This is a genomic window from Rathayibacter sp. AY1A2, assembly GCF_002930935.1.
Taxonomy (GTDB): domain Bacteria; phylum Actinomycetota; class Actinomycetes; order Actinomycetales; family Microbacteriaceae; genus Rathayibacter.
In genome coordinates this window covers 14,521-30,968 of the sequence record NZ_PSTP01000019.1, presented here as the reverse complement: position 1 = coordinate 30,968, position 16,448 = coordinate 14,521, and the positions used below count along the sequence as shown (strand labels likewise).

The following is a 16,448-nucleotide window of genomic DNA, read 5'->3' as shown; positions in this document are numbered from 1 at the left end:
CGGCACCCCTGCGTTGAACTTGAGCGTAACCGACTCAACTTCCTCAGGAGGACAGGTGCCCGACAACTACAGCGAGGCCGGAGCGAGCTCGTTCGACGACTTCCTCGCCCGCTACCTCGACGGTGAGCGCGCCCGCGCGGCGCGGTCGATCGACCTCAGCCGATTCCTCACCGCCCGTACCCGCGACATCCTGCAGTCCGCAGGACGCTTCGCCCTCGAGCGCGGCCAGACCGAGCTCGACGCCCTGCACGTGCTCCGCGTGCTCATCGACGACGAGACCGTCTCGCAGGCCGTGCGCCGCATCGGCGTCGACCCCGCCGCCATCGCCACCGCCGCGGAGGCGCGCCTCCCGCAGGCCGACGAGGCCCACGCCTCGCAGAACGCGGCCACCATCACCCCCAGCGCGCAACGCGCGCTGTTCCACGCCTACCAGGTCGCCCGCTCCAGCGGTTCGACCTACATCGAGCCCGAGCACCTCTTCTTCGCGCTCGTGCTCGGCCAGGACGCCCCCGCCGGGCAGGTCCTCGCCCGCGCCGGCGTCACCGCCGAGGCTCTCACCCAGGGCATGCGCGAGACCGAGGCCCCGCAGCAGCAGGAGGCGGGACAGCCCGCCTCCGACACTCCGATGCTCGACAAGTTCGGCACCGACCTCACCGCTCTCGCCCGCGAGGGCCGGCTCGACCCGGTCATCGGGCGCGCCGACGAGATCGAGCAGGCCGTCGAGATCCTCAGCCGCCGCACCAAGAACAACCCGGTGCTCGTCGGCGAGGCCGGCGTCGGCAAGACCGCGATCGTCGAGGGCCTGGCCCGCGCGATCGTGGCGGAGGAGGTCCCCGAGCAGCTGCGCGGCAAGCGCGTGATCTCGCTCGACCTCCCCGGCATGCTGGCCGGCACCCGCTACCGCGGCGACTTCGAGGAGCGCCTCACCGGCACCATGGACGAGATCGCGGCGCACTCCGGCGAGCTGATCGTCTTCATCGACGAGGTCCACACCGTGGTCGGTGCGGGCGGCGGCGGCGAGGGCGGCATGGACGCGGGCAACATCCTCAAGCCGCGTCTGGCCCGGGGCGAGCTGCACCTCGTCGGCGCCACCACGCTCAAGGAGTACCGCACCATCGAGAAGGACCCGGCACTGGAGCGGCGCTTCCAGCCGGTCCGCGTCGGCGAGCCCGGCATCGAGGACGCGGTCGCCATCCTGCACGGCCTGCGCCCCGCCTACGAGGAGCACCACCGCGTGCGCTTCACGGACGAGGCCCTGCGCGCCTCCGTCGAGCTCTCGGCCCGGTACCTCACCGACCGCGTGCTGCCCGACAAGGCGATCGACCTGATCGACCAGGCCGGCGCGCGCCTCCGCCTCCGCCTCGGAGCCGGCGTCGACACCGGAGCTCTGCTCGAGCGTCTGGCGACCCTGGAGGCCGACAAGAACGCGGCCGTCTCGGCCGAGCACTACGAGGAGGCGTCCCGCGTCCGCGACGAGATCAGCGCCGTGCAGGCGGAGCTCGACGCGGCCACCGGCAGCGCCCCCGCGGAGGCGGTCGTCGGCGAGACGGAGATCGCGGCCGTCATCGCCCGCGCCACCGGCATCCCGGTGTCGCGGCTCACGGAGGGGGAGCGCGAGCGCCTCGCCCACCTCGAGACCGAGCTGCACCAGCGGGTCATCGGCCAGGACGACGCGGTCACCGCGGTCGCCCGGGCCGTCCGCCGCAGCCGCACAGGCCTCGGCGACTCCTCGCGCCCGGTCGGCTCGTTCCTCTTCCTCGGTCCGACCGGTGTCGGCAAGACGGAGCTGGCGCGCACCCTCGCGGGCTCCCTCTTCGCCGATGAGCAGTCGGTCATCCGCTTCGACATGAGCGAGTTCGGCGAGCGTCACACGGTCTCGCGGCTGGTCGGCGCCCCTCCCGGGTACGTCGGCTACGACGAGGCCGGTCAGCTGACCGAGCGCGTGCGCCGGAACCCGTACTCGGTGGTCCTCTTCGACGAGATCGAGAAGGCGCACCCCGACGTGTTCAACCTGCTGCTGCAGGTGCTCGACGACGGGCGTCTGACCGACGGCCAGGGGCGGACGGTCGACTTCCGCAACACGGTGATCATCATGACCTCGAACCTCGGCTCGGAGTTCCTGGCCTCGCGGTCGGGTGCGCTCGGCTTCGTCGCTCAGAGCGATGCGTCGGCCGAGGGCTTCGCCTCGGAGAAGGACCTGCGGGATCGCGTCATGGGCCGGCTCCGCGAGGCGATGCGCCCCGAGTTCCTCAACCGGATCGACGAGATCGTCCTGTTCCGCCGCCTCGGCCGCGAGCAGCTGCGGGAGATCGTCGGCATCGTCCTCGACACCACGCGCTCCCGCCTCGCTCCCCGCGAGGTGACGCTCGAGGTGACGGAGGCGGCCGTCGACTGGCTCGCCGAGAACGGCTACGAGCCGCAGTACGGTGCCCGGCCCCTGCGTCGGCTCGTCCAGCGCTCCATCGACGACCGGATCGCCGACCTGTTCGTCAGCGGCGAGGTCTCCGACGGAGGCGCGGTCCGCGTCGACGCCGTCGGCGGCGAGCTGCTGGTGACCTCGGCCGCCGCCCTCCCGCTGGCCGCGTAGCCGGTCCCGCTCCGACCCCCGTCCCTCCTCCTCCCGCGAGACACCGCTCGTGACGACGGCACCGCCCGTCGTCGAGAGCGGCGCCCGCGGAGGGGGAGGGGCGGGGGTCTTCGCGTCTCCACCGCTTGCCACAGCGGTCCGGGCGGGATAGACACGAGAGCACGAGAACCGGAGGCACGATGTCGAACCCGCGCTACTACGACCCCGTGGGCAAGGCGGTCCGGGCGCTGCTCGTGCTGAGCCTCGTCTGCTTCGCCCTGGCGGTGGGCATGTTCGCCCTCGACATCGTCATGCCCGGCACCATGACGGACGAGCGACGGCCCTGGGCCGAGGCCAGCGGGGCGCTCGCCTCGTTCGGCGTGCTGGCCCTCATCGTCTACTTCGCGACCGTCGCGATCGTCGGCGCGATCCGGGGGCGCGGGCAGTAGCCCCGGCTCCGACGCCGTCGTCCGACAGGAACGCGTCCGGCCCGCCGGATCCGAGGATCCTCGCGGGCCGGACGCGTTCTCGCGAGCCGTCGGGCGCCGGTCAGGGGCACTTCTTCGCGGTGATCGTCACCTTCAGCGTGGCGTCCGGAGCGACGGGGGAGCCGCCGGCCGGCTCCTGCCCGGTGACCTGGCCGGCGTCGGGCGCCTTCGGGTCCTCGGCGCAGGCGAGCGTGATCTTCGTGAAGCCGGCGGCGCCGAAGGCGTTCTTCGCGGCCTCCAGATCCTGGCCCGTCACGTTCGGCACGGTCTTCTGGTTGCCGGAGCTGGTGAACACGGTGATCGCGGTGCCGCGCGGGGCCGAGCCCGACGGGTCGGCGCGGGTGACCGTCCCGACCGCGGCGTCGCTCGCCTCCGTGCCGCCCTGCACGACGCCGAAGCCGGCCGCCTCGAGCTTGGCCTCGGCGTCGGCGGAGGAGAGCCCGACGACATCCGGGATGTCGACCTTCGGGACGACCTGCAGCGAGCCGTCGGCCTCCGGGAACGCCGTCCCGCCGTACGTCGCGTCGGCGGCGCGCATGACGACCGGCCAGATGCGGTGGCGCGCGGTGGCGGCGGATCCGGAGTCGAAGGAGTAGCGGCCGAGGCGCAGGTTCGCGTCGCCCTTCACGTTGAACACGCCGACGGCGGTCGCGACGCGGGTGCTCGCTCCGGTCATCCAGGTGGCCTTCGCGTCGTCGGTGGTGCCGGTCTTGCCGATCAGCGGAACGCCGTCGCCGGTGCGGGAGGCCACGGCCGTCCCTCCGCCGGTGAAGGTCGCCTGCAGCGCGACGGCCGCGGTGGCGGCGACGTTGCGGTCGATCGACTGGCGGCAGTTCGCCGGGGGCACCGGCTGGTCGGCTCCGGCGGAGTCGGTGATGCGGTCGATCGCGACGGGGTCGCAGGTCGTGCCGCCGGAGGCGATGGTGGCGAAGGCGCCGGCCATCGAGAGGGGCGAGACGTAGTTCGTGCCGAGCACCGACGACGGGTTGTGCTCGAGCTCCTCGCCGCTGCCCTGCTTCACGCCCATGTCGACCGCGGTGTCGCGGATGCCGCACAGGTCGAGCTCACGGGCCATGCCGACGAAGCCGGTGTTGAGGGAGGTCTTCGTGAAGGACACCGGGGTGCCGACCTCGCCGGTGCCGCCCTCGTCGTTCTTCGCGCTCGTCTCGTTGCTCGTGTCGGTGCCGCCGGAGACGCAGGAGTCCGTGAAGGTGCCCCAGGTGGACTTGCGCGTCCCGTCGACCGACTCGTTGATGCTGTGGCCCTCCTTCAGCCACTCCACCAGCGTGAAGAGCTTGTAGGTCGAGCCCGGCTGGATCCCGGAGGATCCGCCGTTGGCCCGATCGGTGCTGTAGTTCACGGCGCTGTAGGACGGGTCGGTCGTGAGGACGTCCGGATCCTGCGAGTACTTCTTGTTCTGCGTCATCGCGAGCACGCGCCCGGATCCGACCTCGACGCTGACCGAGACGGCTCCGACGTCGAAGTTCCAGGTCTGCGGGACCTGCGCGTCGACGGCGGCGACGGCCGCGTCCTGCAGGCCGACGTCGAGCGTCGTGTAGACGTCGAGGCCGCCGCGGCGGAAGTTCGTCCAGCGGGTGTCCTCGTCGGCGCCGAAGATCTCGTTGTTCTTCAGGACGTTGGTGACGTAGTCGCAGAAGAAGCCCGCGTTGCCCGCGGTCGAGCAGCCGGTGCTGGGCTGGGTGATGCGGGGCTCGATCGGAGTGGCGACGGCGGCGTCGTGGTCCTCCTGCGAGATCTTCCCCTCCTCGAGCATCTTGCCGATGATGTAGTCGCGGCGGTCCTTGTTGCGGGCGTAGCCGTTCGCGGCGCCGTTGTCCGGGTTGTCGGGCTGGTCGATCCGCAGGACGGCCGGGTTGTTGACGATCGCGATGAGGCTCGCGGCCTGGGCGATCGAGAGGTCCGCGGCCGAGGTCGCGTAGTAGTAGTTCGCGGCGGTCTCGAGGCCGTAGGTGGTGCCTCCGAAGAACGCGATGTTGAGGTAGCCCTGGAGGATCTGGTCCTTCGTGTACTGCTTCTCGAGCCCGATGGCGAGCTTCATCTCGCGGAGCTTGCGCTCGGGCGAGGTCCGGGTGGCCTCGTCGATCGCGGCCGCGCGCTCGGCGTCGTCCGAGATGTTGCGGACGGCCTTCTCGACGAGGACGTTCTTCACGTACTGCTGGGTGATCGAGGATCCGCCCTGCACGTCGTTGCCGAGCACGTAGGTCTGCGCGACGGCGCGGAGCGTGCCGGGGAGGTCGACTCCGCCGTGGTCGTAGAAGCGGGGGTCCTCACCCGAGACGGCGGCGTCCTTGGCGGCCTGGGCGATGAGGTCGAGCGGCACCTCGACGCGGTTCTCGACGTAGAAGGAGGCGAGCAGCTGCGGGCCGTCGGAGCCGGTCGCGTAGATGTTGCTCTTCTCGGAGAGCTTGTCGACCTCGAGGTAGTCGGGCAGGCCGTCGAAGACGCCGATCGACTGGTTCGCGGCGACTCCGGCGAGCGCCACGGCCGGGGTGACGGTGGCGGTCACGAGGACTCCGGCCACGACGCTCATGCCCAGGAAGCCCACGATCGCCTTGACCACACCACCGGTGGTCCTTCTGTCGGACGCCAAACCTTCTCCTTCGCGAATCCCCCCGGATGCTGCGACGACCGCGGCCGACGCCCTGCACGCTCCGTGCGGCAGGTCAACCTCGACAGACTAACCCGAGAGCCCCCGAAGACGAAGGCCCGGCCAGAGGCCTGAAAAGACCCTGACCGCGACCCGGGGGACGGTGTTCCCTAGGCTGTCTACATGGCGAGCCCCTCCTCCGACCCCGGACCGGCCGACGCGACGACCCCGGAGGCCGCTCCGGTCGCGCCCCCGCAGGCCGTCGCCGCACCGCCCACGGGCGCCCTCTCGTACGCTCTCGGCTTCCTCGCGTTCATCGGGATCCCGTTCCTCAGCCTGATCGTGGGCGGCATCGTCATGGCGTCCGTGTACCCCTCCGCCCGGAGGAAGGGCGGGCTCGCCGCCGAGAACGCGCGGAACGCGGCGAACTGGGGCCTGACGGTGATCCTGATCGGGGTCGTGACGCTCGGCGCGCACGTCGTGCTGCTCTTCGCCGCCTCCGACACCCCGCTCGCGAAGGACTTCTATCCGATCGGCATCCCGATCACGCTGTTCGCCGTGCTCTGGCTGGTGCACTTCGTGCTGATCATCTGCGGACTGGTGAAGGCGAACCAGCGCGAGGTGTTCCGTCCGCGCATCGCGATCCCGTTCCTCCGCCCGCCCGCGGCCTGAGCTCAGGCGCCGACGGGCCAGAGGTAGTCGAGCCCCGGCGGCGTGCCGGGGAACAGCGGGCCGTAGTGGTCCTCGTCCTTGGTCACGAGCTTCGAGCGGTGCGAGAGGTGCAGCCGCTCGTCGCCGAACCACGGCGGGAGCGGGTAGTCGCCGGTCAGGTAGGCGGCGAGATCCTCCGGGGCGGCGGCGAGGGCCTCCTCGGTCTTCACGAGGCACGTGTCGGCGAAGCCGCGCTCCGTCCACTCCGCGCAGGTCTCGCGCTGGTAGGTCATCAGCGCCGGCCGGTAGCCCCGCCACATCCGCGTGACGGGGTGGTTCTGCCAGCCGTACCCCGGGACGGTCAGCGCCCGCATGACCTGCAGCGTCTCGACGCGCTGCTTGCCGAGCCGCTTGCCGTCGAGGGCGCGGACGCTGCGGTGGAAGTCGGGGTAGGGGAGGAAGGTCTGCACGCCTCCCAGTCAACAGCGGCCCGTCTCCCTCCGGCCACCCTCCCGTCACGCCGATGTCGCCTGGCGTGCGTAGCGTCCGGGGCATGACCGGACTCCCCCTCCTCGCCACCGACGACGTGCAGCTGCGCTGGGCGCGGCCCGAGGTCCTCGACTCCGCCCGCCACCGGATGCTGCGCCTGCTCACCCTCGCCGAGCGCCTGCGCTACGAGGCGACGAGTCGGCGCGAGGTCCGGGACGGCTTCCTCCTCGGCCGGGTCCTCGTGCGCGAGCTGGCCGCCGAGACGCTCGGGATCGATCCCCTCGAGGTCGCCGTGGACGCGCGCTGCGAGCGCTGCTCCGGACCGCACGGCCGCCCGGTGCTCCGCGGCGAGCACCCGGCGCTGGAGCGGATGCGGATCAGCATCGCGCACTGCGACGGCGCGGTGGTCGCGGCGCTGGCGACCGGACGCGACATCGGGATCGACGCGGTGCGCGCCCGCACCGTCCGCGACCGCGTGGCCTCCGGGGCGACGACGGCGGAGCAGGTGCTCGCCGATCTGCGCTCGCAGGCGGTCGCGAAGGCCGACGGGCGTGGGACCTCGAGCGACGAGCCCGTCCGCTTCCGCACCAGGGAGGGTGCGACCGAGGCCTGGATCGAGGGCTCGAGCCGCTACTTCGCCGTCTCGGAGCCGACGGTCCACTCCGCGCTCGTCGTGGCGGTCGCGGTCGCTCAGGAGTGACCGCGGGGCGCGGTCCCCGGCCGTTGCGCTGGTCCGCGCCTAGGCGAACAGCGACAGCGTGATCGTCGAGCGGTAGGAGCCGGCCTCGACGTCCGGCTCGGCCAGCAGCCGCAGCTCGGCGTCGGCGCTCCAGGTGCCGGCCCCGCCGGCGGCTCCGAGCAGCAGCGCGTCGCGCAGGCCCGCGCCGCCCTCGAGGGAGGAGGCGACCGGATCGCCCGCGACGGCGCCGGTGCCGGTGATCAGGCGCGGGGTCCAGCCGAGGTGGTCGGCTCCGATCGAGGCGCTCGCGCCGGTGAGGGCGCTCGCCGAGGCGAGGACGTACCAGTCGTTCTGCGCGCCGACGCGCGAGTCGGTGACGGTGACCGTGGGGAGCCCGCCCGTGAACCGGCGCTGGAGGGCGGTGGAGCCCGACTCGGCGAGGTCGACGGCGTCGGCGGCGACGGAGAGCGAGAGGGAGCCGGGCTGCGCCGGAGGGGTGATGTCGACGTCGACGTCCACTCCGTCGAGGTCGTGGAGCAGGGGCGGCGTGCGGACCGGGTCCTCGCCGGTGAGGGGATCGGCGGCGTCGGGCGGGGTGGCGGAGGGGGAGTCGGCGGGACGGTCCGCGGCGGGCGGGTCTGTGGCGGGCCGGTCCGCGGGGGAGGAGCCGGTCGTCGGCTGCGCGGGGTCGACGGGGTCCGCGGAGGAGGGGCTCGAGGAGCGGCGGTCGGAGGCGCCGGATTCCGCACCGGGAGCGGAGGGGTCCGCAGTCGGCGCCGCATCCTCCGTGGGCGAGGCGGCGGTCGGCGTCGACACCGCTTCCGGGGCGGTCATCGCCTCGGGCGCGAGTGCGGCGGAGGCGAACACCACGGAGAGCACGAGGGTCGTCGTCGGGACGAACGCGGCGAGAGCGCGGGTGGTGCGGGTCACGGACGGTCCAGTTCTGCGGGCTTTGCGATGCGCCCGCCTGTGATTACTACCAGGAGCGCGAAGTGCTCTGCACCCCCGCTTCCGGGTGGAGTGCCGCGGAGCGCGCCAGCGGGCTCGGCCATGCTCGTGCGCCCACCTCCTCGACGAGGCGGCGCTGAGCCGGATCGATCAGGCGACCGATCTCCTTCTCGGGGAGCGCCTGCGGGGGAGCGGCCGTTCCTTCTCGCCCGCGGAGATCGACGTGACGGCGCTCCCGCCCAGGCCCGGCACGTCCTTCGGCATCTGGAGCCCTGAGCCGCGCGCCTCGAGCCCGCACTCGCCCTGCGCCTCGGATGATGTGCCGCACATGCAGAGGAGGGAGCGCCCGCGGGCACCCCCTCCTCCGTCACGGCCGGTCGACCGGCCGCCGTGCGCTCAGCAGACGCGGGCCGGGTAGGCCACCGTCTGCGCGAGGGTCTCGGAGCCCGCCGTGGCGGTCACCGTCACCTGGCCGCCCGGCATGCTCGTCAGGCGGGTGGTGAACGCGGCCGATCCGCTCGCGCCCCCGGCCACCGCGGTGACCGTCTTCGAGCCGTAGGCCGAGGCCATCGCGACGTCGATCGGAGCGGTGCCGCCGTTCTTGGCGAGGACAGTCAGCACCGCCTTCCCGGCCACACAGCGCGACGTCACGGTCACCGGCACCGTCAGCGCCGGGGCGGCCGCCTCGGGGACGACGATCTCGCCGATCTTGAGGAACGAGCCCGGCGTGGAGAAGGTCAGCTTCAGGCCGGTGGCCGAGACCGCCGCGAACGGGATCGTGGTCAGCGTGCCGTTCGCCGCCGGAGCGACGTTCTGCGCGGTGGTCGGCTTCCAGGTGCCGTCCTCGGCGCGGTAGGCCACGCTCACCGACGCCAGGGTGCCCTCGGTGTTGGTGAAGGTGAGCCCGGCGACGCGGTGCGCCTCGGTGTTCGTCAGCGTGAACTCGGCGCTGCCGGCGAAGGTGCCGTCGGTCCAGGTCGACCAGGGGGTGCTCACGTTGCCGTCGCAGGCGTTCTTCGCGGGGAGGGTCGCGTACTTCGTCTGGCTGAACGACGCCGAGACTGCGGCCCCGGGAACGCGGCAGACGTTCGTCGGCGGCGCGGTGCCCCAGATCTGCACCTCCGAGACCGACTGCCACGTGTTCGCCGCGCTGGTGAGGTGCAGGCGGAGGCCCGTGGTGTCGGGCAGGGAGGACAGGTCGAGGATCGCCGTCGGGGCGGATCCGGTCGCGGCCTGGCTGAGGGTGGTGGCGACGGAGGAAGTCGTCCATGCGCCGTTCACCTGGTACTCGACCTCGATCCTCGACGGCCAGGTGGCGGTCGCACCGTCCTTGTAGGTGCTGACCGTCACCGAGTCGAGGTTCTGCGCCGCGCCCCAGGAGAAGGAGAGGCGGCTGTCGCGCGGGTAGCCGGCCGAGGACCAGTCGTCCCAGCCCTTGCCCTTGACGTCGCCGTCGATGAGCTTGCCGGCGAGGTCCGTGCGGCTCGAGACCGCGACGGACGCTCCGGGAGCGAGGTTCGCGATGCCCGGCTCCGCCACCTCGATCGTGCGGGTGAAGCGGCGGCCGGAGGAGAACCCGGCGTCGGCGGCGAGCGTGCCCGTCACCTGCACCGTGCCGAGCTCGGCGGGGCCGGGGGCGGCCCAGGTCACGGCGACGTCGCGGGTCGAGCCGTTGCTCGCGACCGAGACCGTCGAGGGGAGCGCGGCGGCGATGTCGGCGCCGCGGCGGACCTGCTTCGGCAGACGGGCGTCCACGACCGACCAGACGCCCTCGCCGACCCCCTTGTCGTCCCAGTAGGAGAGGTTCCAGCCGGATCCCCAGCGCGCCGGGTCCTCCTGAGCCGGGTTCCGCATCTCGAGGCGGCCGTTCTCACCGACCGTCATCGGGAGCCAGACGTAGGTCGAGTCCGACTTGCCCTCGTTCCACCGGTCGCCCATGTAGACGTACTTCCCGGGAGCGAGCGTGAGGACGTTCGTCGACTGCGAGCCGAAGGTCGTCTTGCGGGAGTCGCCGATCGAGAGCAGGCCGTCGCCGCCCTCCGGGATCGCGTTGTAGGCGACGTTCTCGTCGGCGTCGCCCTTCTCGACTCCGCGGGTCCACGCGCCGAGGATCGAGTCGGCGGTGTAGTAGGTCTGCGGGTTCGGCGCCCAGCCGGTCGCCCCGGAGGCGATCGTGTAGTACTTGCCGCCGTTGGCGAAGATCGCGGGCGCCTCGAGGTGTCCGCACTCCTTGACGATCTGGAAGTCGGTGCCGCGCACCGGTGCTCCGGCCGCACCGTCGGCGAAGACGTAGGGGTACGTCCCGTCGGCCGAGTACTGGTTCGCGTCGAGGGTGTCGGTCGTGGTGGTCCGCTCGACGTTGGTGTAGTCGGCGTCCAGCTTCGCCACGTAGAGCGAGTAGTTCTCCTCGGAGGAGTAGGAGATGTACGCGGTGCCGTCCTCGTCCTGGAAGACGGTCATGTCCCGCGCCTGCCCGGGAACGGCGGAGGTGGTGCAGGCCTTGTAGTCCGTGCGGTTGTAGAGGCGGTAGACGCCCTGGAGCGTGAAGGGCCCGGTCGGGCTGTCCGAGACGGCGACTCCCGCCATCGAGCGCGCGTAGGTGCTGCCGCCCGGCGTGGTCCGGCCGTCGGAGTGCCACCACATGACCCACTTGCCGGTCTTCTCGTTGAAGAGGACCTTGGGGCGCTCGAAGATGGCGGTGTTCGGCGAGGCCTGCGTCGTGTCGAGGTGGTAGTCGAGCTCCGCGATGCGGTCGGCGCGAGGGGCTCCGGAGTCGTCGACGGTGTCGTAGAGCGCGTCGAAGTAGGGGGCCTCGAGGTCGGCCGGAGCCGAGACGCTGCGCAGCGCGGTGCCCTTGTTCTCCCAGTTGTGGCCGTCGGTGGAGCGGTAGACCGCGACTCCGGGGCTGTTCCAGTAGCCCTTCGTGCGGTCCTCGCCGTACCAGTACTGGACCTGCTGACCGCCCTCCTCGACGGTGACGATCTGGCCGCCGTGCGCCTGGATGTGGCGGCCGACGGTGTCGTACCAGTAGGGCTGGAAGTAGCCGACCGCGGTGCTGCCCGGGTCCTGGACCGCCGGGTAGTCGGTGTAGGTCACGGGCGTCGAGGTGCGCGGCACTCCGTCGTCGGGATCCGTGGCCACGGCGGCCGAGGCCGACTGCGCTCCTGTTCCCAGGAGCGCTGCGACGAGCAGCGCGGCCACCGCCGCGGCGGCCGTTCGTGGTCGAGACGTCATGCTGTGCTCCTTTGCACCGGGGACTTCGCGCATGTTCACGCAAACATCAGGCTTCCACGAGGCTCTGATGACGTCAACATCCGAATCCACTCGGTCGCCGGATACCGACGGCTGCGCGGGCCCGGTCCTCGCTGCTCGACCTTCCGGCGCGAGCGCTCCGCCCGGTTGGAGGGCGCGCTCCGCGAACCGTCGATCATCCGATGCCGCCCGAACCGCGACCGCCCCCGGGCCGGAGGGCTCGAGGGCGATCGGACGTGCGGTGCGGCCTAGCCGCCGACCGCCTGGCGAGCGCTGTCGAGCCCGCTCGAGAAGGCGTCGGCGGAGGAGACGTTGCCCGACTCCAGCTCGACCAGCGCCCCCGAGAGAGCGGCGCCGATCGCTCCGGTGTCGGGGCCGTTCACGAACGAGGGGAAGTCCTCGACCGAGCTCGCGATCACCTCGCCGATCCTCGAGTCGCCGAAGAACGGATCGGTGTAGGCGCGGACACTGTCGCTCTGCAGGGCGGCGGTGGCGGCGGGGAACGTGCCGGAGGTGGCGAAGTGGTCCTCCTGGCCCTCCGCCGACATCATCGTCTGGATGTACTGCCACGCGGCCTGCGGGTGCTCGGCCCGCGCCGGGATGGCGATGACGCTGCCTCCCCAGTTGCCGCCGACTCCGGGGACCGAGGTGACGCGCCAGTTCCCCGCGGTGTCGGGGGCGTCGGTCTTGATGCCCTGGAGGATCCAGGACGGAGCGACGGTCACGGCGAACGAGCCGTTCGCCCGGCCGGGCGCCCAGCCGGAGGAGAAGGCGGCGATGCCGGCGCTGATCCCCGCGTCGTGGGCCTTCACGGCGATGTCGAAGGCGTCCTCCACCTGCGGGTTCGTGTCGTAGACGAGCTCGCCGTCGGGGGAGTAGTACTTCTCGGTGACCTGGTTGATCGTCGAGTAGAAGACGCTGGTCTCCACGTTGTCGACGAAGGGCTCACCGGTCGCGGCCGTGTACTTCTCGCCGGTCGCGAGGAAGCCGTCCCAGTCGCTCCAGAGCGCGGCGACCTCGTCCGGATCGGTGGGGAGGCCTGCCTGCTCGAACAGGTCCGCGCGGTAGGCGAAGCTGAGGCCGCCCACGTCGGTCGGCACGCCCACGACGGAGCCGTCCGCCGCGTCCGCCGCGGTCGCCGCCCAGGGCAGGTAGTCCGCTCCGACGTCGTCGCCGCCCAGCGTGCGCAGGTCGAGGAAGTTGGCGCTGTTCTGGACGAAGCGCGGGAGGTCTCAGGGCTGCGAGGATCTCGCGCGCTCGAGGATGGCCGCGATCACGGCGGACTTCGCCTCGGCGTAGTCGTTCCCGTCCTCCCAGCGCCGGAGGAGGAGAGACGCCTTCGTGCTGCGGTAGAGCTCGCGGTCGGCCGGGTCGGTGCGCAGCCGGTCGCGCAGGAGGAGGTACGCGTCGATCGCGGGATGACCCTCCTCGTAGATGTGGACGTGGGCGTCCCGTCCGGGCGTGCGGACGAGCCGGTGCCCGGGCTCGCGGGTGCGCAGGACGTAGCCGGCCGCGAGCAGCGGCGCGACGTGGTCCTCCTCCGCCGTGACGTCGGGCACGACGACGAGCACGTCGACGATCGGCTTCGCGGGCAGGCCCGGGACGGAGGTCGAGCCGATGTGCTCGACCCGCACGCCCGGGACGGCCTCGAGGATGCGCCGCCGGTGCTCCTCGAACACGGCGGACCACTCGGGGTCGTGCTCGTGCAGGGCGAGCTCGAGCGGCTCCGGTCCGCCGACGAGCTCGACGGAGACGACGTCGGGGCGGCGGGGGGAGCGGTGCGGAGTCACCGGGTCATCCTGCCAGGGGTGCCGCAGGGCGGGTGCGGTTCACTGGAGCGGTGAGCACCCTCCTCGTCACCGCGCACCCCGACCGCGACTCCCTCACCGCCGCCCTCGCCCGGCGGCTGCGGGACGAGCTCGGCCCCGACGGAGTGGAGACGGCCGACCTCGACAGCGAGGGCTTCGACCCGCGGTTCGGCGCGGCCGACCGGGACCGCTACCGCGGTGTCGGCCCGGTTCCCGACGACGTCCTCCGCGAGCAGCGCCGGCTCGACGGCGTCGACCACCTCGTGCTCGTCTTCCCCGTCTACTGGTGGTCGATGCCCGCGCTGCTGAAGGGCTGGATCGACCGCGTCTTCCTCGCCGGCTGGGCCTTCGACATCGACCCCGTCCACGGCACGCAGCGCAGGCTCGGCGCTCTGACCGTCCACCTCGTCCTCGTCGCGGGGGACTCCGCCGGGACCTACGAGCGGCACGGCTACGAGCAGGCGCTGCTGACGCAGATCCAGCACGGGATCATCGACTACTGCGGAGCCCGGCGCGGCGCAGCCGTCTTCGTCCACGAGTCCGAGCGCGAGGACGACGCGAGCCGCCGGGCGGCGGTCGAGGACGCGGTCGAGCGGACCGTGGAGGCCATCAGGGCTGATCCGCCTGTAGCGCTCCGGTGACGAGGGCCTGCACGAGGGTGTCGGCGTCGTAGTCCGGATCGTGGGCGGCGCCGATGCAGAGGTTGCCGATGCCCTTGAGGAGCATGTAGCCGCTGAGGCTCGACGCCGGGATCCGGGCGGGTCGTGCCGCCTCGAGCAGGTCGCCGCAGACGGGGACGAGCCGCTCCACGAAGTAGGCGTGCAGGGCGTCGGATCCGGCACTGTCGCCCTGGAGCGCACCGGCGAGGCCGTGCTTGGTCACCAGGAGGTCGACGAAGTGGGCGACCCAGGCCCGGAGGGCGGCCTCCGGGGTCGCGCTGTCGGCGAGCAGCCGTGGGCCCGCCTCCGCGCAGGCCTCGACCTGGTGGCGGTAGACGGCGACCACGAGCTCCGAGCGGGTCGGGAAGTGCCGGTAGATCGTCCCCATGCCGACGCCGGCCTCCGCCGCGATCTCGCGGACCGGCGCGTCCACGCCGGAGGCCACGAACACCGTCGCCGCGGCGGCGAGCAGTGCGTCGCGACTCGTCCGCGGTCGGCCGGGCGTGCGGGGCACACGGTCGCTCATCGGTTCTCCTTGCTTTTCGGAGCGGCGCTCCGTAATGTCTCCGAGCGGAGCTCCACCACGTTCCGGAGCAGTGCTCCGCAATGTTCCGGAGCAGCGCTCCGACGATTGTGCCAGAGCGCCGCCCCCCAGGAAGGACCCTCGTGCCCACTCCGCTCCTCGACTCGTCGACCCCCGGTGTGCACCGCCCGATGCGCGCGGTCCGCACGGCCGAGCGCGACCCCTCTCGATCCGTCGCGAACGGCCCGTCACCGAGGGGCGGACGGGCCGCTCGCGACGGATGAGCGGAGCGGGCGGACGGGCCGCTCGCGACGGATGAGCGGAGCGGGCGGACGGGCCGCTCGCGACGGATGAGCGGAGCGGGCCCTGCCGTCAGCGCGGGGCGCGCAGCCCGGCGAGCGGGCCGTCGTGCAGCGGCTCCGTCTCCCAGCGGACGCGGGCGGTGCGGTCGGGACCGAGCTCGACGTGCAGGCGGTGCGGGGTCTCGAGGAACACGACGTCGACCAGGACTCCGTCGCCCGAGGGTCCGGCGCTCGCCGCGAACGGCCCGTCGACGGTCCAGGCTCCCGCGCCGGGCGTCACCGTGAAGCGCTCGTCGCCCTCGGTCAGCGCGAGCGTCCAGCCGCCCTCGTCGGCCGTCACCTCGACGGCGTCGGGCCACGATCCGACCGGCGTGTAGCTCCCGGTCGCGGGGGAGGCGCCCTCGAGCGCGGGCAGGGCGAGCTCCGACAGCCGGTCGGCCAGTCGGGCGTCGGCCTCCGCCGTGGACCCTCGGCCGACGGCGGGGAGCAGGTGCTCCCAGGCGAGCGCGAGCAGCGTCTGCGTGTCCGAGGTCTGGCCGGTCAGCGCGATCACGAGCTCGTGCTCGGGCACGATCAGGCTGAACTGCCCGTACGCGCCGTCCGCGCGGTAGCCGTGCAGCGACCGCCAGAACTGGAAGCCGTAGCCCTGCTGCCAGTCCGGTCCGCCGTCCTCGTGGGTCGGGACGTGCGCGCGGGACGCCTCGGCGACCCACTCCGGCGAGAGGATCCGCCGGTCGCCCCAGCGCCCCTCCTGCAGGTACAGCAGTCCGAGCGCAGCTGCCGCCTCGGTGGTGGCGTGCAGCCCGCTGTAGCCGAGCTCGCGCCCCGAGTCGTCGCGATGCCAGGCGACCTCGCCGATGCCGAGCGGATCGAGCAGGCGCGGGCGCAGGTAGTCGGTCAGCGACTGCCCGCTCACGCGCTGCACGATCGCGGCGGCGGCGAAGGTGCAGGGCTGGTTGTAGGCGAAGACGCTGCCCGGCTCCTGCTCCGGCGGGAGGAGGAGGAAGCCGCGCACCAGGTCGGCCGGGTCCGTCTCCTCGGCACGGTCGATCGTCTCGGCGGAGTGGCCGCTCGCCATCGCGAGGACGTGGCGGACGCGGACCGCACGCGAGCGCGGGTCGGTGATCTCGTCGTCGAGCTCGGGGAAGTACGAGAGGACGGTGGCGTCCAGGTCGACCAGGCCCTCGGCGACCGCGAGGCCGACGGCGGTCGCGGTGAAGCTCTTGCTCAGCGAGTAGAAGAGGTGCGGCCGCTCGGCCGAGTACGGCGCCCACCAGCCCTCGGCGACCACGTCGCCGCCCTGCACGACCATCAGGCCGTGCAGCTCGACGCCGGGAGCGGCCTCGACCCCTTCGACGAAGGCCAGCACTCCCTCGGCGTCGACGGAGCGGGCGGACGGGGTGCTTCTCGGCAGTGAGCGCGTCATCCTCCGATGCTACGACCGGCGCGGCGCCGCCTCCGCCCGGGGGCAGGAG

General features: G+C 72.6%; 13 protein-coding genes. 5 read left to right on the top strand and 8 right to left on the bottom strand.

The features are described from left to right. The first annotated feature begins 55 nt into the window (after nucleotides 1-55). Together C5B93_RS13845 and C5B93_RS13840 are read left to right on the top strand one after the other, a co-directional pair. Nucleotides 56-2,587, top strand: a complete 2,532-nt coding sequence (locus C5B93_RS13845) for an ATP-dependent Clp protease ATP-binding subunit (protein ID WP_104292716.1) — start codon at nucleotides 56-58, stop codon at nucleotides 2,585-2,587. A gap of 179 nt (nucleotides 2,588-2,766) precedes the next feature. Further along, the gene (locus C5B93_RS13840; RefSeq protein ID WP_104224361.1) at nucleotides 2,767-3,015 is read left to right on the top strand and encodes a hypothetical protein; all 249 of its coding nucleotides are present in this window, start codon (nucleotides 2,767-2,769) and stop codon (nucleotides 3,013-3,015) included. 100 nt (nucleotides 3,016-3,115) lie between these two features. On the opposite strand, the gene C5B93_RS13835 is transcribed toward C5B93_RS13840, so the two are convergent. Next, complete coding sequence (locus tag C5B93_RS13835) at nucleotides 3,116-5,665, bottom strand: transglycosylase domain-containing protein (RefSeq protein ID WP_258068229.1); 2,550 nt, start codon at nucleotides 5,663-5,665, stop codon at nucleotides 3,116-3,118. Nucleotides 5,666-5,845: 180 nt separating this feature from the next. Here C5B93_RS13835 and C5B93_RS13830 point away from each other — a divergent pair, with 180 nt between their 5' ends. Beyond that, nucleotides 5,846-6,334 (top strand): DUF4870 domain-containing protein, encoded by a 489-nt coding sequence (locus C5B93_RS13830; protein ID WP_104292715.1) that lies wholly within the window; start codon nucleotides 5,846-5,848, stop codon nucleotides 6,332-6,334. 2 nt (nucleotides 6,335-6,336) lie between these two features. On the opposite strand, the gene C5B93_RS13825 is transcribed toward C5B93_RS13830, so the two are convergent. After that, entirely contained in the window at nucleotides 6,337-6,783 is a 447-nt protein-coding gene (locus tag C5B93_RS13825) for an MSMEG_6728 family protein (RefSeq protein WP_104292714.1), read from the bottom strand. An 83-nt stretch (nucleotides 6,784-6,866) separates the two neighbouring features. Here C5B93_RS13825 and C5B93_RS13820 point away from each other — a divergent pair, with 83 nt between their 5' ends. Beyond that, nucleotides 6,867-7,502 carry a 4'-phosphopantetheinyl transferase superfamily protein gene (locus tag C5B93_RS13820; RefSeq protein WP_104224364.1) on the top strand — a complete coding sequence of 212 codons (636 nt, stop codon included), beginning with the start codon at nucleotides 6,867-6,869 and terminating at the stop codon, nucleotides 7,500-7,502. A gap of 39 nt (nucleotides 7,503-7,541) precedes the next feature. On the opposite strand, the gene C5B93_RS13815 is transcribed toward C5B93_RS13820, so the two are convergent. The 4 genes from C5B93_RS13815 to C5B93_RS13795 all read right to left on the bottom strand — a co-directional run bounded on the left by C5B93_RS13815 (nucleotide 7,542) and on the right by C5B93_RS13795 (nucleotide 13,471). Further along, complete coding sequence (locus C5B93_RS13815; RefSeq protein WP_104292713.1) at nucleotides 7,542-8,411, bottom strand: hypothetical protein; 870 nt, start codon at nucleotides 8,409-8,411, stop codon at nucleotides 7,542-7,544. Between the two features lie 414 nt (nucleotides 8,412-8,825). Next, nucleotides 8,826-11,663, bottom strand: a complete 2,838-nt coding sequence (locus tag C5B93_RS13805) for a discoidin domain-containing protein (RefSeq protein ID WP_104292711.1) — start codon at nucleotides 11,661-11,663, stop codon at nucleotides 8,826-8,828. 266 nt (nucleotides 11,664-11,929) lie between these two features. Further along, nucleotides 11,930-12,862: an ABC transporter substrate-binding protein gene (locus tag C5B93_RS13800; protein ID WP_258068231.1), complete on the bottom strand. Its 933-nt coding sequence runs from the start codon at nucleotides 12,860-12,862 to the stop codon at nucleotides 11,930-11,932. 51 nt (nucleotides 12,863-12,913) lie between these two features. Beyond that, nucleotides 12,914-13,471 (bottom strand): GrpB family protein, encoded by a 558-nt coding sequence (locus C5B93_RS13795; protein WP_104292709.1) that lies wholly within the window; start codon nucleotides 13,469-13,471, stop codon nucleotides 12,914-12,916. Between the two features lie 50 nt (nucleotides 13,472-13,521). On the opposite strand from C5B93_RS13795, the gene C5B93_RS13790 reads away from it, so the two are divergent. Further along, nucleotides 13,522-14,130: an NAD(P)H-dependent oxidoreductase gene (locus C5B93_RS13790; RefSeq protein ID WP_104292708.1), complete on the top strand. Its 609-nt coding sequence runs from the start codon at nucleotides 13,522-13,524 to the stop codon at nucleotides 14,128-14,130. Here the strand turns inward: C5B93_RS13790 and C5B93_RS13785 are convergent. Together C5B93_RS13785 and C5B93_RS13780 are read right to left on the bottom strand one after the other, a co-directional pair. Beyond that, nucleotides 14,099-14,674, bottom strand: a complete 576-nt coding sequence (locus C5B93_RS13785; protein ID WP_104227392.1) for a TetR/AcrR family transcriptional regulator — start codon at nucleotides 14,672-14,674, stop codon at nucleotides 14,099-14,101. The two genes, C5B93_RS13790 and C5B93_RS13785, sit on opposite strands and share 32 nt — an antisense overlap. A gap of 369 nt (nucleotides 14,675-15,043) precedes the next feature. Beyond that, nucleotides 15,044-16,399, bottom strand: coding sequence for a serine hydrolase (locus C5B93_RS13780; protein WP_104292707.1), 1,356 nt, complete (start codon nucleotides 16,397-16,399; stop codon nucleotides 15,044-15,046). Between the last annotated feature and the right edge of the window lie 49 nt (nucleotides 16,400-16,448).

What these genes read in the sequence shown, in the direction of transcription:
- C5B93_RS13840 (WP_104224361.1), top strand. Translation starts at nt 2,767, where the DNA reads ATGTCGAACCCGCGCTACTACGACCCCGTGGGCAAGGCGGTCCGGGCG.
- C5B93_RS13830 (WP_104292715.1), top strand. Translation starts at nt 5,846, where the DNA reads ATGGCGAGCCCCTCCTCCGACCCCGGACCGGCCGACGCGACGACCCCG.
- C5B93_RS13820 (WP_104224364.1), top strand. Translation starts at nt 6,867, where the DNA reads ATGACCGGACTCCCCCTCCTCGCCACCGACGACGTGCAGCTGCGCTGG.
- C5B93_RS13805 (WP_104292711.1), bottom strand. Translation starts at nt 11,663, where the DNA reads ATGACGTCTCGACCACGAACGGCCGCCGCGGCGGTGGCCGCGCTGCTC.
- C5B93_RS13785 (WP_104227392.1), bottom strand. Translation starts at nt 14,674, where the DNA reads ATGAGCGACCGTGTGCCCCGCACGCCCGGCCGACCGCGGACGAGTCGC.
- C5B93_RS13780 (WP_104292707.1), bottom strand. Translation starts at nt 16,399, where the DNA reads ATGACGCGCTCACTGCCGAGAAGCACCCCGTCCGCCCGCTCCGTCGAC.